The 18,585-nt window shown below is 73.3% G+C and carries 16 protein-coding genes; 9 read left to right on the plus strand and 7 right to left on the minus strand.

Going from position 1 to position 18,585, the window contains the following annotated elements:
* Positions 1 to 45: 45 nt before the first annotated feature.
* Positions 46 to 849, plus strand: coding sequence for a TrmH family RNA methyltransferase (locus AB0M54_RS10430; protein ID WP_364470310.1), 804 nt, complete (start codon positions 46 to 48; stop codon positions 847 to 849).
* Here the strand turns inward: AB0M54_RS10430 and AB0M54_RS10435 are convergent.
* Complete coding sequence (locus AB0M54_RS10435) at positions 822 to 1,421, minus strand: TetR/AcrR family transcriptional regulator (protein WP_364315911.1); 600 nt, start codon at positions 1,419 to 1,421, stop codon at positions 822 to 824. The two genes, AB0M54_RS10430 and AB0M54_RS10435, sit on opposite strands and share 28 nt — an antisense overlap.
* A 61-nt stretch (positions 1,422 to 1,482) precedes the next feature.
* Here AB0M54_RS10435 and AB0M54_RS10440 point away from each other — a divergent pair, with 61 nt between their 5' ends.
* On the plus strand, positions 1,483 to 2,091 hold the full coding sequence (locus AB0M54_RS10440) for an NAD(P)H-binding protein (RefSeq protein ID WP_364470312.1): 609 nt from the start codon (positions 1,483 to 1,485) through the stop codon (positions 2,089 to 2,091).
* Between the two features lie 371 nt (positions 2,092 to 2,462).
* Here the strand turns inward: AB0M54_RS10440 and AB0M54_RS10445 are convergent, their stop codons facing one another.
* From AB0M54_RS10445 to AB0M54_RS10455, 3 genes are all read right to left on the minus strand, one after another.
* The gene (locus AB0M54_RS10445) at positions 2,463 to 3,386 is read right to left on the minus strand and encodes a hypothetical protein (protein WP_364470314.1); all 924 of its coding nucleotides are present in this window, start codon (positions 3,384 to 3,386) and stop codon (positions 2,463 to 2,465) included.
* Between the two features lie 181 nt (positions 3,387 to 3,567).
* The gene (bioD, locus tag AB0M54_RS10450) at positions 3,568 to 4,332 is read right to left on the minus strand and encodes a dethiobiotin synthase (RefSeq protein ID WP_364317146.1); all 765 of its coding nucleotides are present in this window, start codon (positions 4,330 to 4,332) and stop codon (positions 3,568 to 3,570) included.
* 701 nt (positions 4,333 to 5,033) lie between these two features.
* Complete coding sequence (locus tag AB0M54_RS10455; RefSeq protein WP_364470431.1) at positions 5,034 to 6,170, minus strand: 8-amino-7-oxononanoate synthase; 1,137 nt, start codon at positions 6,168 to 6,170, stop codon at positions 5,034 to 5,036.
* A gap of 166 nt (positions 6,171 to 6,336) precedes the next feature.
* Here AB0M54_RS10455 and bioB point away from each other — a divergent pair, with 166 nt between their 5' ends.
* Both bioB and AB0M54_RS10465 read left to right on the plus strand, forming a co-directional pair.
* A complete protein-coding gene (gene bioB / locus AB0M54_RS10460) occupies positions 6,337 to 7,332 on the plus strand; it encodes a biotin synthase BioB (RefSeq protein WP_364315902.1) in 996 nt (331 codons plus the stop codon).
* A 300-nt stretch (positions 7,333 to 7,632) separates the two neighbouring features.
* Positions 7,633 to 8,148 carry a GNAT family protein gene (locus AB0M54_RS10465; RefSeq protein ID WP_364315900.1) on the plus strand — a complete coding sequence of 172 codons (516 nt, stop codon included), beginning with the start codon at positions 7,633 to 7,635 and terminating at the stop codon, positions 8,146 to 8,148.
* An 8-nt stretch (positions 8,149 to 8,156) separates the two neighbouring features.
* Here AB0M54_RS10465 and AB0M54_RS10470 read toward each other — a convergent pair whose 3' ends face one another.
* The 3 genes from AB0M54_RS10470 to AB0M54_RS10480 form a co-directional block, all read right to left on the minus strand.
* Complete coding sequence (locus AB0M54_RS10470) at positions 8,157 to 9,248, minus strand: GNAT family N-acetyltransferase (protein ID WP_364470316.1); 1,092 nt, start codon at positions 9,246 to 9,248, stop codon at positions 8,157 to 8,159.
* Between the two features lie 147 nt (positions 9,249 to 9,395).
* Complete coding sequence (locus tag AB0M54_RS10475) at positions 9,396 to 10,115, minus strand: amino acid-binding protein (RefSeq protein ID WP_364315895.1); 720 nt, start codon at positions 10,113 to 10,115, stop codon at positions 9,396 to 9,398.
* A gap of 124 nt (positions 10,116 to 10,239) precedes the next feature.
* Positions 10,240 to 11,241 carry a LacI family DNA-binding transcriptional regulator gene (locus AB0M54_RS10480; protein WP_364315892.1) on the minus strand — a complete coding sequence of 334 codons (1,002 nt, stop codon included), beginning with the start codon at positions 11,239 to 11,241 and terminating at the stop codon, positions 10,240 to 10,242.
* A 163-nt stretch (positions 11,242 to 11,404) separates the two neighbouring features.
* Between AB0M54_RS10480 and AB0M54_RS10485 the strand changes: the two genes are divergently transcribed.
* The 5 genes from AB0M54_RS10485 to AB0M54_RS10505 all read left to right on the plus strand — a co-directional run bounded on the left by AB0M54_RS10485 (position 11,405) and on the right by AB0M54_RS10505 (position 18,562).
* Complete coding sequence (locus AB0M54_RS10485) at positions 11,405 to 12,130, plus strand: pyrimidine reductase family protein (protein ID WP_364470318.1); 726 nt, start codon at positions 11,405 to 11,407, stop codon at positions 12,128 to 12,130.
* Between the two features lie 72 nt (positions 12,131 to 12,202).
* Positions 12,203 to 13,951, plus strand: a complete 1,749-nt coding sequence (locus AB0M54_RS10490; protein WP_364315886.1) for an ATP-binding protein — start codon at positions 12,203 to 12,205, stop codon at positions 13,949 to 13,951.
* A 35-nt stretch (positions 13,952 to 13,986) separates the two neighbouring features.
* Positions 13,987 to 15,120 carry an exonuclease SbcCD subunit D gene (locus AB0M54_RS10495; protein ID WP_364470320.1) on the plus strand — a complete coding sequence of 378 codons (1,134 nt, stop codon included), beginning with the start codon at positions 13,987 to 13,989 and terminating at the stop codon, positions 15,118 to 15,120.
* Positions 15,117 to 17,603, plus strand: coding sequence for an SMC family ATPase (locus AB0M54_RS10500; RefSeq protein ID WP_364470322.1), 2,487 nt, complete (start codon positions 15,117 to 15,119; stop codon positions 17,601 to 17,603). The genes AB0M54_RS10495 and AB0M54_RS10500 overlap by 4 nt, the downstream gene beginning before the upstream one ends.
* Positions 17,600 to 18,562 carry a hypothetical protein gene (locus tag AB0M54_RS10505; protein ID WP_364470324.1) on the plus strand — a complete coding sequence of 321 codons (963 nt, stop codon included), beginning with the start codon at positions 17,600 to 17,602 and terminating at the stop codon, positions 18,560 to 18,562. Before AB0M54_RS10500 ends, AB0M54_RS10505 begins: the two co-directional genes overlap by 4 nt.
* The last annotated feature ends 23 nt before the right edge of the window (positions 18,563 to 18,585 follow it).

Genomic DNA, 18,585 nt, shown 5'->3' on the forward strand with positions numbered 1-18,585 from the left:
CAGTGTCGCCCACCCGGCCGGGCGCCGCGAGTAGGGTCGCTGCCGATGAGAATCACCACGCGCAACGCGAGTTTCCAGCAGTGGCAGGCGTTGCTGACCAACCGCACCAAGCGGCAGCGTTCCGGCACGTTCCTGGTGCAGGGTGTGCGCCCGATCACGCTCGCGGCCTCGTACGGCTGGACCGTCGACGCCCTGGTCTACTCCGATCGGGAGGCGCTCTCGGCCTGGGCCCGCGACCTACTCGCCGAGACCGGCGCGACCCCGGTGGCGATGGCGCCCGAGCTGGTGGCCGAGCTGGCCGAGAAGGACGAGGCCGAACTGGTCGCGGTGGTCCGCCGCCCGCCCGACCACCTCGACCGGATCGTCGCCGGCCCGCGGATGCTCGTGGTGGTGTTCGACCGGCCGGCCACGCCCGGCAACATCGGCACGCTGATCCGGTCGGCGGACGCGTTCGGCGCCTCGGGCGTGATCGTCACCGGGCACGCGGCCGACCCCTACGACCCTCGTGCCGTACGCGCCAGCACCGGCTCCCTCTTCGCGCTGCCGGTGATCCGGGCCGACTCCCACCTCGCGGTCATCGACTGGGTTTCGCAACTGCCCTTCGACGTACGGGTCGCCGGCACCGACGAGCACGGCGCGGTCGACGTGGCCGACTACGACCTGACCGGTCCGCGCCTGCTGCTGATCGGCAACGAGACCCAGGGCCTGTCGGCGGGCTGGCGGGACGCCGCCGACGACCTGCTGCGCATCCCGATCACCGGGGCGGCCAGCTCGCTCAACGCGGCGGCCGCGGCCACGGTCGTGCTCTACGAGGCGGCGCGTCAGCGTTCGCGTTCCAGCAACGGCTGAACCGCGTCGGACAGCGCGGTGACGCACTCGTCCTCGGTGGCCCAGGGCAGCCGGTCGGTGAAGTGGGTCAGGAACGCGTAGTTGAGGCAGCCACCCATCAGCATGTGCGCGATCGCGTCCGGGTCGGCCCGCTCGGACACCCGGCCGGCCTTCTGCTCCGCCCGCAGGTAGCCGGCCACCGACTCGGCCACGACCTGAGGACCCTTCTGCTGGGCCTGCATCACCTCGCGATGCGCGGCGAGCAACTGCGGCTCGGCGAACAGGGACGCCGCGATCGGGAACGTACGCCGATAGAACGTGAGGGCGGCGCGGACCAGCTCGCGGACGGTGTCGAGCACCTCGCCCTCGCCGACCCGGTCGGGCAGCCCGCGGAGCAGCGGGGACAGCCCCGGCATGCGCTCCTCGAGCACCGCCAGGAACATCTCCTCCTTGGTGCGGAAGACCTTGTAGAGCATCGCCTCGGAGTAGCCGGCCTGGCGGGCGATCTCCTTGGTGGTGGTCCGCGCCAGCCCCAGCGTGCCCATCACGTGGGAGGCGGCGTCCAGAATGCGGTCTCGGCTGTTCTCAGGCATCTCCCCCGCAGCATAGTGGTTAGTAAGTACTCACTCACCATTGATCATCACGGGAGAGACCATGCGGATCACCGTCATCGGAGCCACCGGCGGAACCGGGCTCCACGTCGTGCGGCAGGCCCTCGACACCGGCCATGAGGTCACCGCCGTCGTCCGGAACCCCGCCCGCCTCCCGGCCGGCCCCCACGTCGTCATCGCCGACGTCACCCGGCCCGACGAACTGCGCCCCGCGGTCAAGGACAGCGACGTGGTGATCACCGCGCTGGGCCCGCGCCGCGGCTCACCCGAGCCGATCGTGACGCCCGCGCTCTCGGCGCTGCTCGACACGTCACCGCCCCGGGTGATCCTGGTCAGCAACAGCGGCATGCACGGCGCCGGCGACCCGTGGCCGCTGCGCTACCTGATCAAGCCGATCCTCCAGCGGGTGCTGCGCCGCACCTACGCCGACGCGATGCGCGCCGAACAGACCCTTCAAGATTCGGGTACGCCGTGGACGATCGTCCGCCCGCCCCGCCTGACCGACGGCCCGCTGACCGGCACGTACCGCTCCGCCACCTCGGGCAACCCTCGCTGGGCCGCCAGCATCTCCCGAGCCGACCTTGCGCATTGCCTGCTCCGGGCCGCCACCGACCCCGCCACCGCCGGCCAGACCATCAGCATCGGCTACTGACCGCCGCTCGTTCGACCGCCGCTCGTTCGACCTCGCCGCGGACAAGTTGATCTTGAAAATCGCGTGACGCGCGCACCGCCACCTCCCCCACCCCTCTGGGTGGGCGAGGAATGTAGCGCGGTGACGTCCCGGAATCGGCGGTTGTCCACAGGCGGGATCGGCACCTGAGCGGGGGCGAGCCGCGTCTGCCCAGCTGGGGCGCGGCGCCTAGATCCGAGACGTGCCCCGGAGTGTGGCTGACGACACCGGCGACCGACGCCGTGACCGGCAGCTTCACGCCGTGGCGCTTGTGCTTACGGCTTGGGCGCATTCCGGAATGGAGGCGCTGCCGGCCACCATCCTGGACGGCGCCTGATCCACGAGACGCGGCCCTAGAACGGAGCGCTTCGCCAGTCGGTGGCGGCCGGGGCCAGGGACTGCTCGGGCGCGAGCAGGCGGGCCGGTGACGTCGCCACGGTGACGATCAAGGCGGCCAGCAGGAGCCATCCCCAGCCGCTGAACTCCAGTGGCGTGGTCAGCCAGGCGCCGGCCCACTCCAGGGTGGCGAGCACGATCGCGTCGATCGCCACCTGGATCAGCACGCCGCCGGGGATCGCCACCCGCATGGCGATGAACACCGAGGCCAGGACCAGCACGTTCACCACGACGGGGCGGTCGCCGGAGGTCAGCCGGACGCCGGGCAGTACCTCGACGGCGAACCACAGCGCCCCGGCCGCGCCGACCAGGGAGACCAGGAAGGCCAGCCACTGACTCGCGGTCTCCTCGACGCGGCGGGGCGCGAGCAGCCCGCGTACCGCCCCGAACACGCCCGAGAAGACCAACCCGGCGGCCAGCCACCGGGCCCAGCCACCGGAAAGCTCGACCGGACCGCCGAACCGGCCCACCAGCCAGGTCCCGGCCTTGAACGCCACCGGCTGGACCAGGGCGACGGCCGCGCCGGCGAAGATCAGTCCGGCCAGGACGGTCATCACGCGCCCGGGCGGCCGGGGCACCAGCACCGGCACCGGCTCGGGCGACAGAGACGGCGACGACCACGGCGGCGATGGCGGCGACGGCGACGGCGCCCAGGTCATTGTGACCGCGACGCGAGCCATCAGCATCGAGCCGACGATCACCGACAGCGGCACGATCAGCGCGACAGCCACCCCGACCATGACCACCGCCACCGCCCCGCCGAGGAACAGCCGGCCCCACCCCGAACCCTCGACCCGGAACCCCGGCACGAACACGTCGGCCACCCACACGCCGCCGGTCAACGCCGCGACATCGATCAGCCTGCGCCACACCCAGCCCATCGCATCCTCCCCGCCCGGTCCTCTTCGGATCGTGCCGAGCCGGACGCCGCGATGGGGCGCTCAGGCAGGAAGCTGCTAAGGCCTTTCCGGCCGATCAGCCGAGCGCGAGCCCGATCAGCCGAGCGCGAGCCCGATCAGCCGAGCGCGAGCCCGATCAGCCGAGCGCGAGCCCGGGAAGGCCCTAGTGAACCTCGTCGGCCCAGGTGCGCCAGTTGTCCAGGACGCCGTGCAGGATGGGGGTCAGCCAGCCCGGGGCCGACCGCCGGAAGACGCCCGGCTCCATGCCGCCGGCGCCGTCCGGGAGGGCGCCGACCAGGTGCGGGACGAGCTCGCTGAGGTTGGCCCAGTGCACCAGCTCGGGGTCGGCCGGCCAGGCGCCGAGCACGACACCCGCGGGTACGCCGCGCCGCGCCAGCGCCTCCAGCGTCAACGCGGTGTGGTTGAGCGTGCCGAGCCCCGCCCGCGCCACCACCACCGTGCTGACGCCCAGCGTGGTGGCCAGGTCGGCGAAGGTCCAGGGCTCCCCCGACGGCCGCACGCCCATCGGCACCAGCAGGCCGCCGGCCCCCTCCACGAGCACCAGGTCGTGCTGGGCCGCCTCGGCCCGGATCTCGTCCACCACCTCGTACAGCTCCAGCGGCGGCAGCTCGGCCACCTTGGCCGCGGCCAGCGGGGCGAGCGGCTCCGGATAGGACGCCAGCGTACGGGCGGTGTGCGGGGCGGCGAGCCGCTGGACGAGGTCGATGTCGGTGGGTCCGCCGAGCGCCGTACCCGTCTGGCCGGGCTTGATCACCGCGACCCTCAGCCCGGCGGCCTGAGCCGCGGCCGCGATCGCCGCCGTGACGATCGTCTTGCCGACGTCGGTGTCGGTGCCGGTGACCAGCACGATGCCGCGCCATTCGGGCCCTTCGGGGCGCTGGGGCTGGGCCGCCGCCTGCGCGGACAGCTCCGCCTCGACCTCGTCGCCGAGCTGCTCGGCGGCCTCCGGCTCGGCCATGCCGGTCACGCTCTCGTCGGGCGCGGCCCCTGGAGACACGGGTACGGGCAGAGCAGGCTCCACCCCTGGCACCACCCCCGGCGCCTCTTCACCGGGCGCCGGCCCCACCGGCGCCGGCTCGGTCACGGGCGCGGGCTCGGTCACGGCAACAGGCACAGGCGCAGACTCAGTCACGGCAACAGGCTCCTCCGCGCTCAATCCGGCTTCCGCCACCGTGGCCGGCGCGGAGGACGGCGCGGAATCGGTCGCGGCCGGGTCTTCGCCGTCCGGAGCGTCGAAGTTCGGCTTGCCCTTCCCAGGAACGCCCGGTGTCGGCGCCAGCACAAGGGGCGACGCCTTGCGGACCGGGACGACCTGCGGCGCGACCGCGACCGGCCGGGACATCGTCCACGACGCCCGCCGCCCGTCGCCGGCCCCGAACGTGGACCGGCGGGAAGCCGGGCCGGGCAGCGCGTGACCACCGGACCCCGCCCGGGGAACCGCCGGGCCGCGGGATCCCGGGCCACGCGACACGGCCCGGCTGCCACCGGGCCCCGGGCCGGGCAGGGCATGCCCGCGAGGCGCCGGCGTCGGCAGTTCCAGCGTCGAGGGGGCCGGGGTGGGTGAATCCGAGGTCGGGGGCGGGTCCGGGGGGCTGGCTGGTGCGGGGGTCATGGGGCGCACTCCACGATCACGTCGAGGGCTCGGCTGAAGTCCGGGTCGGTGACGCCGGCGTTGAGGGTCAGGCGCAGGCGGCTGGAGCCGTCCGGGGTGGACGGTGGGCGGAAGCAGCCTACGGCTATGCCTCGGTCGCGGCAGTCGGCCGCCCACGCCAGGGCCGCCTCGGGGCCGGGTGCGGGCACCGACAGGACGCCGGCCGCCGGGTGCGTCACGGCGAGACCGGCGGCCGAGAGCCGGCTCACCGTCAGCGCCGCGCGGGAGGCCAGCAGGGCCCGGCGGTCGTCGGCCGACCGGGCCACGTGCAGGGCCGCGTGGACGCCGGCCACGACCGCCGGCGGGAGCGCGGTGTCGTAGATGAACGTGCGGCTGGTGTCGATCAGGTGGCGGACGAACTGCGCGGGGCCGGCCACCACGCCGCCGGCGCCGCCCAGGGACTTGGACAGGGTCGCGGTGACCAGGACGTCGGGCCGGCCGGCCAGTCCCGCGGCGGTCACCCCGCCGGCGCCGGACGGGCCGAGCAGGCCGAGCGCGTGCGCGTCGTCGACCAGCAGCAGGGCGCCGCGGGCCGAGGTCACCTGGTGGAGGGCGGCCAGCGGCGCCAGGTCACCGTCCACCGAGAACACCGACTCGGTCACCACCACGGCGTCGCGGCCGGGGTGGGCGTCCAGGATGGCGGCGACGGCCGCGGGGTCGGCGTGCGGCGCCACGACCGTCTCGGCGCCGGACATCTTGCAGCCGTCGATCAACGAGGCGTGGTTGTACGCGTCCGAGACGATCAGGCCGCCCCTGCCGGCCAGGGCCCGGACGGCGCCCAGGTTGGCCAGGTAGCCCGACGAGAACACCAGGGCCTGCTCGGCGCCCAGCCAACCGGCCAGGTCGTCCTCCAGCGCCGTGTGCGCGGCGGTGGAGCCCCGGACCAGGCGCGAACCGGTGGCTCCCAGCCCGTACGCCGAAAGCGCCCCGGCCGCGGCCTCGACCACCGCGGGGTGGGCGGAGAGGCCGAGGTAGTCGTTGCCGGCCAGATCGACGATCGGGTCGCCGGGCGCGCGCGGCCGCAGCTCACGCGTCAGCCCGGCCTTGGCCCGGCCGCGAGCCAGCCGTTCCAGCGCCGCCAACCAGCCCGCCAAAACAGCCTCGCAATCGCCGCCGTACGCATCCATCGGCACCACCGAAGCACACCCGGCGCGGACCCTGTCGGACAATGCCGGACCGGCGCGTGATCTTCGAGACAGAGCCTGGACCGGCAAACTATCACCCGGCCGGATCGTCCCCGGCGAGTTGTAGGGTACGGGCATGCCTGAGATCCTCGATCAAGCCCGCGTCCAGGTGCTCGCCGACGGTGTCGGGCTGGGCGAGGCCGGGGTGCTCGAGGTGCTGCGGTTGCCCGACGACGATCTGCCCGAGTTGCTCCAGCTCGCTCACGACGTACGCATGAAGTGGTGTGGTCCTGAGGTCGAGGTCGAGGGCATCGTCTCGCTGAAGACCGGCGGCTGCCCCGAAGACTGCCATTTCTGCTCGCAGTCCGGCCTGTTCACGTCGCCGGTGCGGGCGGTCTGGCTCGACATCCCGGCCCTGGTCGAGGCGGCCCGGCAGACCGCCGCCACGGGCGCGACCGAGTTCTGCATCGTGGCCGCCGTCCGCGGTCCCGACCAGCGCCTGATGGACCAGATGCGCGAGGGCGTCAAGGCGATCCGCGAGGCCGTCGACATCCAGGTCGCGGCCAGCCTCGGCATGCTCACCCAGGAGCAGGTCGACGACCTGGTCGAGATGGGCGTGCACCGCTACAACCACAACCTCGAGACGTGCCGTTCCTTCTTCCCCAACGTGGTGACCACCCATTCGTGGGAAGAGCGTTTCCGCACGCTGGAGATGGTGCGGGCGTCGGGCATGGAGGTCTGCTGCGGCGGCATCCTCGGCCTCGGCGAGACGGTCGAGCAGCGGGCCGAGTTCGCCGGGCAGCTGGCCCGCCTCGACCCCCACGAGGTCCCGCTCAACTTCCTCAACCCCCGTCCGGGTACGCCGCTGGGCGACCGCGAGGTCGTCGAGGGCAAGGACGCGCTGCGCGCCATCGCCGCGTTCCGCCTGGCCCTGCCGAGAACGATCCTGCGGTACGCCGGTGGCCGCGAGATCACCCTGGGCGACCTAGGCACGCGCGACGGCCTGCTCGGCGGCATCAACGCCGTGATCGTCGGCAACTACCTGACCACCCTGGGCCGCCCCGCCACCGCCGACCTCGAATTGCTGGCCGAGCTCAAGATGCCGGTCAAGGCTCTCTCGGCCACGCTGTGACCGCGCCCGCCACCACGTATTGCGACCGCTGCGGCGAGACCCTGACCAAGGGCGACCACCTTGCGTGTACGGCGGCCCGCCGGCTGGAGCCACCCCGTTACTGTCCGCAGTGCCGCCGCCGCCTGAAGGTTCAGGTGGTCCCCACCGGCTGGACCGCCACCTGCGTCGAACACGGCGATTCCCACTCCTGATGCCCAACCCCCTTCGCACTGTGCGGCGCCTCTCCCCCGCGCCTCCTTCGCGGTGTGCCGTCCTTCCGTCGCTCGGACGGCACTGCCATGATCTTGCGAGGATGAGCGCATGACCTGGTCACGGCTGCGCGGCCGCCTGGTGACGCTACGCCTGGCCGAGGAGGCGGATGTCGCCGAGCTGGTCCGCATCCGGTCGACCCCCGAGGTCAAGGCGCGCTGGCGCGGCGACGACCTGGCCGCCGAGACCCGCGAGTCGATCGCCGACGAGGAGACCGGCTTCTACACGATCGAGGTGGAGGGCCGGGTGGCCGGCGCGATCCAGTGGGCGGCCGAGCACGACCCCGACTACCACCACGCCAGCATCGACATCTTCGTCGACCCCGCCGTGCACGGCCGCGGCGTAGGCACCGACGCCGTCCGCACCCTGGCCACCCACCTGGTCGACGACGAGGGCTTCCACCGCCTGGTGATCGACCCGGCGGCCGACAACACCCCGGCGATCCGCTGCTACGAGAAGGTCGGCTTCCGCCCGGTCGGCATCATGCGCCAGTACGAGCGCGACCCCACCGGCTGGCACGACGGCCTCCTGATGGACCTCGTGGCGGCCGAGTTGATCCGCGACTGATCGCCCCGTCAGGTCGACGTCACCGGGGACTCGTGGACGTCGGCGCCGGGGACGGGGAGGGTCACGGTCAGCATGGAGCCGTCCCGGTCGGCGGCGCCGCTGCCCAGGCGGCGGAGGGTGCGGAGCATGGCGGTGTTGTCGGCGGTCACGTGCAGGACCAGCGCGGCGAAACCGCCCCGGCCGGCCCAGGTGACCAGCCGGCGGAGCAGGGTGGTGCCCAGGCCCCGGCGTTGCCACGCGTCTTCGACCAGCAGCGCCGCCTCGCCCAGGTCGCCCTCGGCCAGCAGGGTCGCGGTGGCGATGACGTGTTCCTCGCCGCTGCGCGGGTCGGTGTGCAGGGCCAGCAGGGTGAGGCCGCCGATCGGCTCGAGCAGCTGGCGCAGCCGGGCGTCGGACGGGACACCGCCGGGGTAGCGCAGCTCGCGGGCGGCCGCCGAGCAGCGGGCATGCAGGCGGAGGACCGCCTCGGTGTCGTCGGGGGTGGCCACCCGGATCAGCAACTCGTCGCCGGACGGCAGCAACAGCGTGGTCTGGGTGTCGGCCTGGCGCAGCAGGGCGCCGCTCAGCTCGATCAGCGCCTGGCCCCGGGCGAACTCGGCGGGGGTGAAGTCGGGCGCCCGCCGCGACACCTCGAAGACACCGCCCGCCGGGTCGGCGAGCGTCATGCACCCGGCGGTGAACCCGGAGGCGGGAGGCCCGGCGGTGAAACCGGAGGCGGGCGAGCCGGGAGAGCCGGCGGACGGACGCCAGCGGACCTCGGTCGCGTCGAGCAGCCCGACCAACGCCTCGCCCAGCCCGTCGGGGTCGTGCACCAGGCGGCCGGCCAGCGCCAGCGCCCGGGTCGGCGGGTCGGCCAGGCCCTGCGCCTCGGCGCGGGCCACGAACGCGTCGCGCCCGCGACCGCGCTCGACGGCGGCCAGCAGGTCGCGCTCGGACATCGTGTCGGGCGCGTCGACCAGGAAGTCGTCGACCGCGCCGGCCTCGGTGGTGTGCACCTGAACGGCCAGGATGTTGACCGACTTGAGCGCCAGGCTCGCGGTCAGCACCGAGAGGTAACCGGGACGATCGTCAACGGTCGCCCGGACCCGCCACAACGCCATGCTCGCCTCCTCAACCAAAGACGAACTCAACCAACGACGAACTCAACCAACGACGAACTCGACCAACGACGAACTCGAACGACGGAACAAAGACGAATCTAAGCCTGCCGCGCCGGTGTTACCCCGGCATTGCCGGAGCCGGCCGAGTTATGAGGGGTCAGTCACAACCGATGCGACCGGCGGCACACCGACCTGGTCGAGGCGGTCGCCGAGGATGACGGCGGCCGCGCGGACCAGCTGGGCGACCCGGTCGACCTCGGTGGTGTGGAAGGCGCCGGACGCGTCGTCGTCCCGGGCCAGCACCAGCACGAGGCCGGCCCGGCCGAACGGCGCCACGGCGTACTTGGTGCCGTCGGGGTCGGTCATCGGGCGCGCCCGCAGCGGGGTGACCTCGGGGAGCCGCAGCGGGGTGGGCGCGCGCCAGCTGGCGTAGGCGATGGCCGGCTCACGCACCGGCGGCTGGGGCGCGCCGGCCCGCTCGGCCCAGTCGGCCGGCACCACCACGGCGGCGGCCCAGTCGGCGGCGAGCAGCCCGGGCATCGCGTCGACCACCGTGGCCAGCCCGTCGGCGCGGTTGGCCGCCACCTGGGCCAGCAGTTCGGCGTCGTGCCCGCCGGAGACGGGCGCGCCGATCGCCTTCCACACCCCGTCGACCTGGACGCCGGGGATCGCGGCGAGCCCGGCCAGGAGCCGGTCGACGCGGGCGGCGCCGGGCCAGACCACGGTGAAGTCGTCGACCGCGCGGCCGCTGAGGCGTTCCAGCACCACCACCTGGACGATGTCGGCGCCGGCCACGCCGAGCGTCCGAGCGACCTGCCCGAGGGCTCCCGGCCGGTCCGGCAGAGTGACGCGAACCCGCAGCAACATCAAGCTCCCTCAGGAAGAAGAACGGCCAACCGACAGCGTCCAGTGTGCCAACGCGGCATTTCCGACCGGTTGCGGCGCGGTATCCCCACCGTCAAAGGACAAGTCGGGAACAGAATATGAGCGGTCAGGCGGAGTCGCGACGGACCAGGTGGGTGTCCAGCAGAACGTGCGAAACCACGTCCCGCCCGGCGATCAGGTCGATGAGCAGCGCGGCCATCCGGCGCCCCAGCTCCTCGACCGGCTGGTGCACGGTGGTGAGCGGCGGATCGGTCCGCCGGGCCACGTCGGCGTCCTCGAACCCGACCAGCGGCACCACCCGCCCGGCCTCCCGCAGCGCCCGCAACGCCCCGGCCGCCATCAGGTCGCTGGCGGCGAACACCGCGTCGAAGTCGAAGGCCAGCAGCGCGCGCATGGCCGCGTACCCACCCGCCTCACTGAAGTCACCGACCTGGACCACCTCGGCGGCGTGGGCGGGCAACGCGGCGCGGTAACCGGCGAGCCGATCGCGGCCGACCGCCATGTCCTGCGGCCCGGCGATGGTCGCCACCCGCCGCGCGCCGAGGCTCAGCAGATGGGCCGTCGCGAGGGTCGCCCCACCCACGTTGTCGACGTCGACGAAGGCGGAATCGTCGTGCGAAGAGGGCCGCCCGCCCAGCACGAACGGCATGGCCCGGGCCCGGAGCAGCGCGGGCAGCGGGTCGTCGTCGTGCAGCGAGAGCAGCAGCACCCCGTCGACGTGCTGGTCGGTGAGGTGGTGCTCGACCCGCTGCCGCTGCGCCGGTGTGGCCGCCATCGCCAGCCAGAGCTGCAGCGACGTCTCGAGCAGCGTCTCGTTGATGCCGCGCAGCACGCCGGCGAAGAAGGGCTCGCCGAAGACCCTCTCCTGCGACTCGGAGACGACCAGGGCCACCGCGTCCGTTCGCTGGGTCACCAGCGACCGCGCGGCCCGGTTGGGCACGTAGCCGAGCTGGTTGATGGCCGCCTCCACGGCGGCCTTGGCCCGGGGGCTGACCTGCGCCGATCCGTTCACCACCCGGCTGGCCGTGCCACGGCCGACCCCGGCGAGCGCGGCCACCTCTTCGAGCGTGGGCCGGCCGACGGTGGAGCGGGGCGCCTGCCTGGTCACACCGGCATTATCATCTTTCCGTCCGGAGAACGGCATAGTCTGGGCCGGTGATCTGCCGAGCCTGCCGGGAGAAGCGGCATGACGACTGCCGCGGCGGCTCGTGGTGCGACTGCCAACATCGGCCGCCGGTGCCGGTGCCGCCGGTGACGGGCCCGCCCGGCCCATGACGCCGATCCGCCGGCTGCTGCCCGACCCGGGCCATCCGCTGGATGACGAGGCGCTCCGGGCCTGCTACGCCTACGAGCGGCCGACGTTGCGGATGAACTTCGTGAGCAGCGCGGACGGCGCGGCCACGGTCGGTGGCAGGTCCGGCCCGCTGGGCGGTCCGGGCGACAAACGGATCTTCGATCTGCTGCGGGCCGGGTGCGACGCGCTCCTGGTGGGGGCCAATACGGTACGCACGGAGCACTACGACGCCCTGCGCCCCGATCCGGAGTGGCGGACGGCGAACGGGCTCACCGCGTACCCCCTGATGGCGATCTTGTCCCGCTCCCTGAATCTCGACCCGGACCAGGCGATCTTCACCGACGCCCCGCGCCCGCCGATCGTGTTCACGGCGGAAGGCGCCGGTCGCTTCCCGGCCGAGTTGGTGACCGTGGGTGATCTGGCGCAGGTGACGGACGAGCTGAACCGACGCGGCGCCGAGCACATCCTCTGTGAGGGCGGCCCGAGCCTGTTCGGGCAGCTCATCGCGGCCGACCTGGTCGACGAGCTGTGCCTGACGATCTCGCCCTGGCTGGCCGGCGGCGAGCCCGGCCGGATCGCGACCGGACCGCCGGCCGAGGCGCGCGAGATGTCCTTGCGGCACCTCCTGACCGACGGCGACCAGCTCTTTCTCCGGTACGCGCGGAAGCAAGTACTTGTGGACAAACCTGTGGACAACCACTAGAAGTTGTGGAAAGTCGGTGCCAACCGACGTGGGGTCCGTCGATTTGTCGTACCTCTGGTGCACCATGATCCCGTGTTAGACGACCCCACCCCACCAGGCGACCCGGTCGGCCGTGTGCTCGGCACCGCCGACGCCACCCCGCTCGAGTTCTGGACGGCGGTGACCCCGGGCAGCTACCTCCAGCTCGACGACGTGGTCGTGACCCGGCGCGACCTGCCCGGCCGCGAGCCGGTGACGATCGCCGGGGTGGTCACCCAGGTGCGGGCGCGCCACGAGGGGGCACAGTTCGACTCGGATGTCTTCGCGATCGCCGACGGCACGCTGCCCGCGCTGGTCCAGGAGGCGGCCGAGATCACCACGACCCGGGTCGACCCCGAGTTCTACGTGCCGCCGGCGCCGGGCGCGGTGGTTCACCGGGCGTCCGGCGCGGCCCGCGACGCCGCCCTCCACTTCGACCGGATGGAGCGGCGGATCCCGATGGGCACCGGCCGCGACGGCGTGCCGGTCTACCTCAACGCCGACTTCCTCGACGGCACCCGCGGCGCGCACGTGTCGATCTCCGGCATCTCCGGCGTGGCCACCAAGACCAGCTTCGCGACCTTCCTGCTCTACTCGGTCTTCCGCTCGGGCCAGCTCGGGGCCGACGGCACCAACGCCAAGGCGCTGATCTTCAACGTCAAGGGTGAAGACCTGCTGTTCCTCGACCATCCGAACATCCGCCTGGACGAGCCGACGATCGCGGCGTACAAGCTCTTGGAACTGCCCGCGACGGCCTTCCCCGACGTCCGGGTCTACGCCCCGCCGCGAGTCGGCGACTCGTCCGGCACGCCCGATGTGACCAGCCGCATGACCGGGGTCGACGCGTTCTACTGGACGCTCGAGGAGTTCTGCGCCAACCGGCTGCTGCCCTACGTCTTCGCCGACGCCGACGACGAGCGCCAGCAGTACACGATGGTCGTCCACTCGGTCACCGCCCACCTTCATCGTCACGCGGTGCCGGCCGAGGGCGGCGTCAGCATCGACGGCCGCCGCCTCGGGTCGTACGGCGACCTCGTCGACCACATCGTCGAGCAGCTCACCGACGACGAGACCCGGTCCACCTGGGCCGGTTCGGCGATCAACATGGGTACGGTCAACGCGTTCGCCCGCCGGCTGATCGGCAGCAAGCGCGACCTGGCCCGGCTGATCCGCGGCGACCTGGCCGCCCGCCGCCCGCACGCGATCAAGACCGCCGAGAGCGCCCAGGTCACCGTGGTCGACCTGCACAACCTGCCCGACCGGGCGCAGCGGTTCGTGGTCGGCGTGACGCTGAAGACCGAGTTCGACGACAAGGAGAAGTCGGGCACCGGCAAGCCGCTGCTGTTCGTGGTGCTCGACGAGCTGAACAAGTACGCGCCCCGCGAGGGCACCTCGCCGATCAAGGAGGTGCTGCTCGACATCGCCGAGCGCGGCCGGTCGCTGGGCGTGATCCTGATCGGCGCGCAACAGACGGCCAGCGAGGTCGAGCGGCGGATCGTCACCAACTCGGCGATCCGGGTGGTCGGCCGGCTCGACCCGGCCGAGGCGTCCCGGCCGGAATACGGCTTCCTGCCGCCCGCCATGCGCCAGCGCGCCCTGCTGGCCCGGCCCGGCACGATGTTCGTCAACCAGCCCGACATCCCGGTCCCGCTGTGCGTCGAGTTCCCGTTCCCGGCCTGGGCGACGCGCTTCTCCGAGGCCGGCCCGCCCCCGTCCGCCTCGATGCGCTCGATCGTGCAGGGCGCCGACCCGTTCGCGGTCGTGGGCCGCGCCGGTTCCGCCGACGACGACATCCCCTTCTAAGGTTCTTCGAACTACTACCCTCATAAGGTTGCCCGATGCGGATCCTCCACACCTCCGACTGGCACGTAGGCAAGGTCCTCAAGGGTCAGAACCGCGAGGAGGAGCACAAGCAGGTCCTCGCCGAGGTCATCGCGATCGCCGAGCGGGAAGAACCCGACCTGGTGCTGGTCTCCGGTGATCTGTACGACTCGGCCGCGCCCACCCCGGCGTCGACCCGGCTGGTCACCCGGGCCCTGTCCGCGCTGCGCCGCACCGGCGCCGAGGTGGTCGCGATCGGCGGCAACCACGACAACGGCCCGGCGCTCGACGCGCTGCGGCCGTGGGCCGAGGCGGCCGGCATCACGGTCCGCGGCTCGGTGTCCAGCAACCCCGACGACCTGCTCATCACCGGCGACGGCTGGCAACTGGTGGCCATCCCGTTCCTGTCCCAGCGCTACGCGATCCGGGCCGCCGAGATGTACGAGCTGACCGCGGCCGAGACCCAGCAGACGTACGCCGATCATCTGGCCCGCCTGATCGCCCGCCTCAGCCAGACCTTCGACCAGCCCGGCCTGGTCAACCTGCTGACCGCCCACCTGACCGTGGTCGGCGCGTCGGCCGGCGGCGGCGAGCGTGAGGCCCACACGGTGATGGGCTACGCCGTGCCGGCCACGGTCTTCCCGGCCAACGCCCACTATGTCGCCCTGGGCCACCTGCACCGCACCCAGCAGGTGATCGGGCCGTGCCCGGTGCGCTACTGCGGCAGCCCGCTGGCGATCGACTTCGGCGAGGAGGAGAACGTCTGCGGCGTCTCGATCGTCGACGTCTCCCCGGACAAGGCGGCCCGGGTCCGCGACGTGCCGGTGACCTCGGCCAAGGTGCTGCGTACGGTCCGGGGGACCCTGGAACAGTTGTCGAAGGTGAACCTTCCGGAGGCCTGGCTGCGTGTCTTCGTGCGGGAGACCCCACGGGCCGGCCTGCGGGAGGACGTCCAGGACATGCTGCCCAACGCGCTCGAGGTCCGCATCGACCCCGACATGGTGCCCGACCGCAAGAGCACCCAGGCCCAGCGCCAGGGCCGCACCCCCCGCCAGCTCTTCGGCGACTACCTGGACAGCCGCGGCACCCCCGAGGACGGCGTCCGTGACCTGTTCGACCAGCTCTACGACGAAGTGAGCTCGACTCAATGAGGCCCCTGCGACTGGACATGGCCGGTTTCACCGTCTTCCGCGACGAGACCAGCGTCGACTTCACCGACGCCGACTACTTCGCGCTGGTCGGCCCGACCGGCTCGGGCAAGTCGACGGTGCTCGACGGCATCTGCTTCGCGCTCTACGGCACCGTCCCGCGCTGGGGCGGCGCCCGCGGCATCGTCAACGCCCTGGCCCCGTCGGCCACCGAGGCCCGGGTCCGGCTGGTCTTCGAGTCGGCCGGCGACCGCTACGTCGCGACCCGGGTGGTGCGCCGCGACGGCCGGGGCAACGTCAAGACCAGCGGCGCCGGCCTCCAGCTGATGCCGGCCGGCTTCGACGTGTCCCGGCTCGACACCGGCATGAGCCTGGACGACCTGGGCGAGGTGCTGGCCGGCACCCCGGCCGAGATGGACCGCGCGGTGATCGACGCCGTGGGTCTGCCGTACGAGCAGTTCACCAGCTGCGTCGTGCTGCCGCAGGGCCAGTTCGCCGACTTCCTGCACGCCAAGCCGGCCACCCGCCAGCAGATCCTGGTCAACCTCCTGGGCCTGCACGTCTACGAAGAGGTGCAGCAGCGGGCGGCCGGGCGGGCGACGACGGCCGAGGCCAAGCTGGGCACCATCGAGCAGCTGCTGGAGGGGCTGGCCGACGCCGACGACGAGGCGGTCACGGCGGCCGAGGCCGAGCTGACCCGGATGCGCGAGCTGACCGCGGCGGTCGAGGCGGCGGTGCCCGGCCTGCGCGAGATCCGGCAGCGCGAGGCCACGGCGGCGCAGGGCCGTGACGCGCTGCGGGCCGAGGTGGCCACGCTGACCCGGGTACGCACACCCGACGGCAGCGCCCGGCTGCTGGCCGCGGTGGCCGACGCCCGCGAGACGGCGACCGCGGCGGCCGACGCGGTCCGGGGGGCCGAGGAGCGTGAGGAGAAGATCCGCGGCGAGCTGACCGCGGCCGGTGACCCCGGCTCGCTCAAGCTGCTCCTCGACCGGCACGCCGAGCTCGACCGGCTGACCGGTCAGGCCGAGTGGTTCGCCGGCGAGGTGCAGGTGGCCGAGGTCGAGTCCAAAGACGCCGCCGCGGCCGTCGAGCTGGCCCACTCCGCCCACGTGGGCGCCACCCAGCTGCTCGAGCAGGCGCGGGCCGACTACACCGAGGCGCAGAAACTCGACCGGGCCGTGGCCCTGCGGGCTCACCTGCGGGCCGGCGACCACTGCCCGGTGTGCGAGCAGTCCGTCGCCGACGTGCCCTCGATGCCCGAGGGTTCGGCGGTGCAGGCGGCCGAGGCCACCGGCAAGGCCGCCCGGGCCGCGTCCGAGGTGGCCGAGGCGGCGTGGAAACAGCGTGACGCGGTGGCCCGCAAGCTGGAGAGCAACCTCGAGCGCAAGCGCGCCCAGCTGGAACATCACATGGCCCGGCTGGCCGAGGTCCGCACCGTGGTGGCCGACTCGCCCGGTGTCGCGGCGGTCGAGCAGCGGCTGGCCGAGCTGACCCGGCTCCAGAAGCGGCTGGAGGAGGCGGGCGTCCAGGTCCGCACCACGCGGGAGGCGCAGCGGAAGGCCCAGCGTGCGGTGGCGGCGGCCGAGGAGGAGCAGCGGTCGGCCTGGCGCGCCTTCGACACGACGCGCGACGCGGTGGCGCGGTACGGGCCGCCGCCGGCCGACCGTGACGACCTGGCCCGCGCCTGGGCCACGCTGGTCGAGTGGGCCGCCGCCGAGCGGGCCGAGCGGACGCAGTCGCTGACCGCGGCCGAAGAGGCCGTCGCCTCGGCCCACGACGCCGTGCAGGCCTCGTTCGACGCCATCGCCGCGCTGTTCGTCGAGGCGGGTGTCCCTGCGCCCCGCGGCGACGACTCCGATCTGATCCGCTCGGCCGCGGTGGCGGCCGAGCGGGCCGGGGCGGGCTGGCAGCGGCTGGTCGACCGGCGGGAACAGGCCCGCGAGCTCACCGAGCAGCGGGCCGGCCTGGCCCGCGAGTCCCGGGTGGCCAAGTCCCTGGCCGGGCACCTGCGGGCCAACAACTTCGAGCGCTGGCTGCTCGAGGAGGCGCTCGACCTGCTGGTCGACGGCGCCTCGGGGATCCTGCGCGACCTGACCGGCGGGCAGTACGACCTGATGCACGAGAAGGGCGACTTCTGGGTGGTCGACCACTTCGACGCCGACCTGCGCCGCGGCGTGCGCACGCTCTCCGGCGGCGAGACGTTCCAGGCCTCGCTGGCCCTCGCGCTGGCCCTGTCCGAGCAGCTCGCGGGCATGTCGGCTACCGCCGCCAGCCTCGAGTCGATCATGCTCGACGAGGGCTTCGGCACGCTCGACGCCGCCACCCTCGACGTGGTCGCGGCGACCCTGGAAAATCTGGCCGCGCGGGGCGACCGGATGGTCGGGGTGGTCACCCACGTGCAGGCGCTGGCCGAACGGATCCCGGTGCGGTTCGAGGTGCACAAGGACGCGCGAACCGCGTACGTGGAAAGGGTCGGCCTTTGACCACGATGTACGTCGACTCGTGGGATCCGTCCTACGGCGCCGCGTTCGAGGGCGACGGCGGGGACGGCCCGGCCTCACCCAGCACCGCCCAGGTCGAGACCCACCACGAGGTGCCCGACGACCAGTGGGCCCCGATCGACCCCGACCGGGGCGCGCGCCGGCCGGCCGTGGTGCTGCTGGTCGACGGCGTCCGGCGCAACGACGCCCTGCTCTGGACCCGGGAGGAGGACGGCACGTCGTACGCCGGCCTGGCCGCCTCGTACGGCGCCGGGGTGGTCCGCTGCGACCTGGCCAACGGCGTCGCCACGCTGCTGCCCGGCGCCCGGGTCGGCCGCGGCCTGTTCACGGCCAGCCCGTCCGCGTCCGATGTGCAGGCCGGCTCGGTCAGCTACACGGTCCGCCGGATCAGCGGCGCCGGCGAGGTCAGCAAGCTGCCCGCGGCCGTGCAGGCGCCGCTCACCGAGCTGGAGATCGAGATCTCGTCGGCCGCCCGCGAGGACGATGACCTGCTGGTGGTCGACGGCCCGCTGCGCAGCCGCCGCCAGCTTCCGCGGACCGTCGGGTACGTCAAGACCCAGCAGCGCCAATACCTGTCGGCCCAGCTCACCGGCGTGGTGACCAGCCTGCTGCCCGGCCGGCGCACGCCGTTGTTCAAGCTCGGCTCGATGTGGGGCGCCTGGACCTGGTACCTCCGCCTGCCCGGCGGCAGCGGCGCGCCGTGGGGCGGCATCGTCCGCCTGGAGTGCTCGCCCGACCTGACCGTGGAGGAGGCGATCGAGCTGGCCGACGTGGCCGCCGTGACCGTCCCCCGGTTCGCCTCGTCGGCCTACAAGGACCCCCGGGCGCCCCAGAACCTGATCCCGATCGCCGGCCTGGAACGTCGCCTCCGCGGCATGCTCGGCGACGCCCGCGTCCTGCACCGCGCTCTGGCCCTGTCCACGGCGGACGGCCGGCGCTAGGCTGATCCCGCTAGGCGAATTCA

Source organism: Actinoplanes sp. NPDC051470, assembly GCF_040682035.1.
Lineage (GTDB): Bacteria > Actinomycetota > Actinomycetes > Mycobacteriales > Micromonosporaceae > Actinoplanes.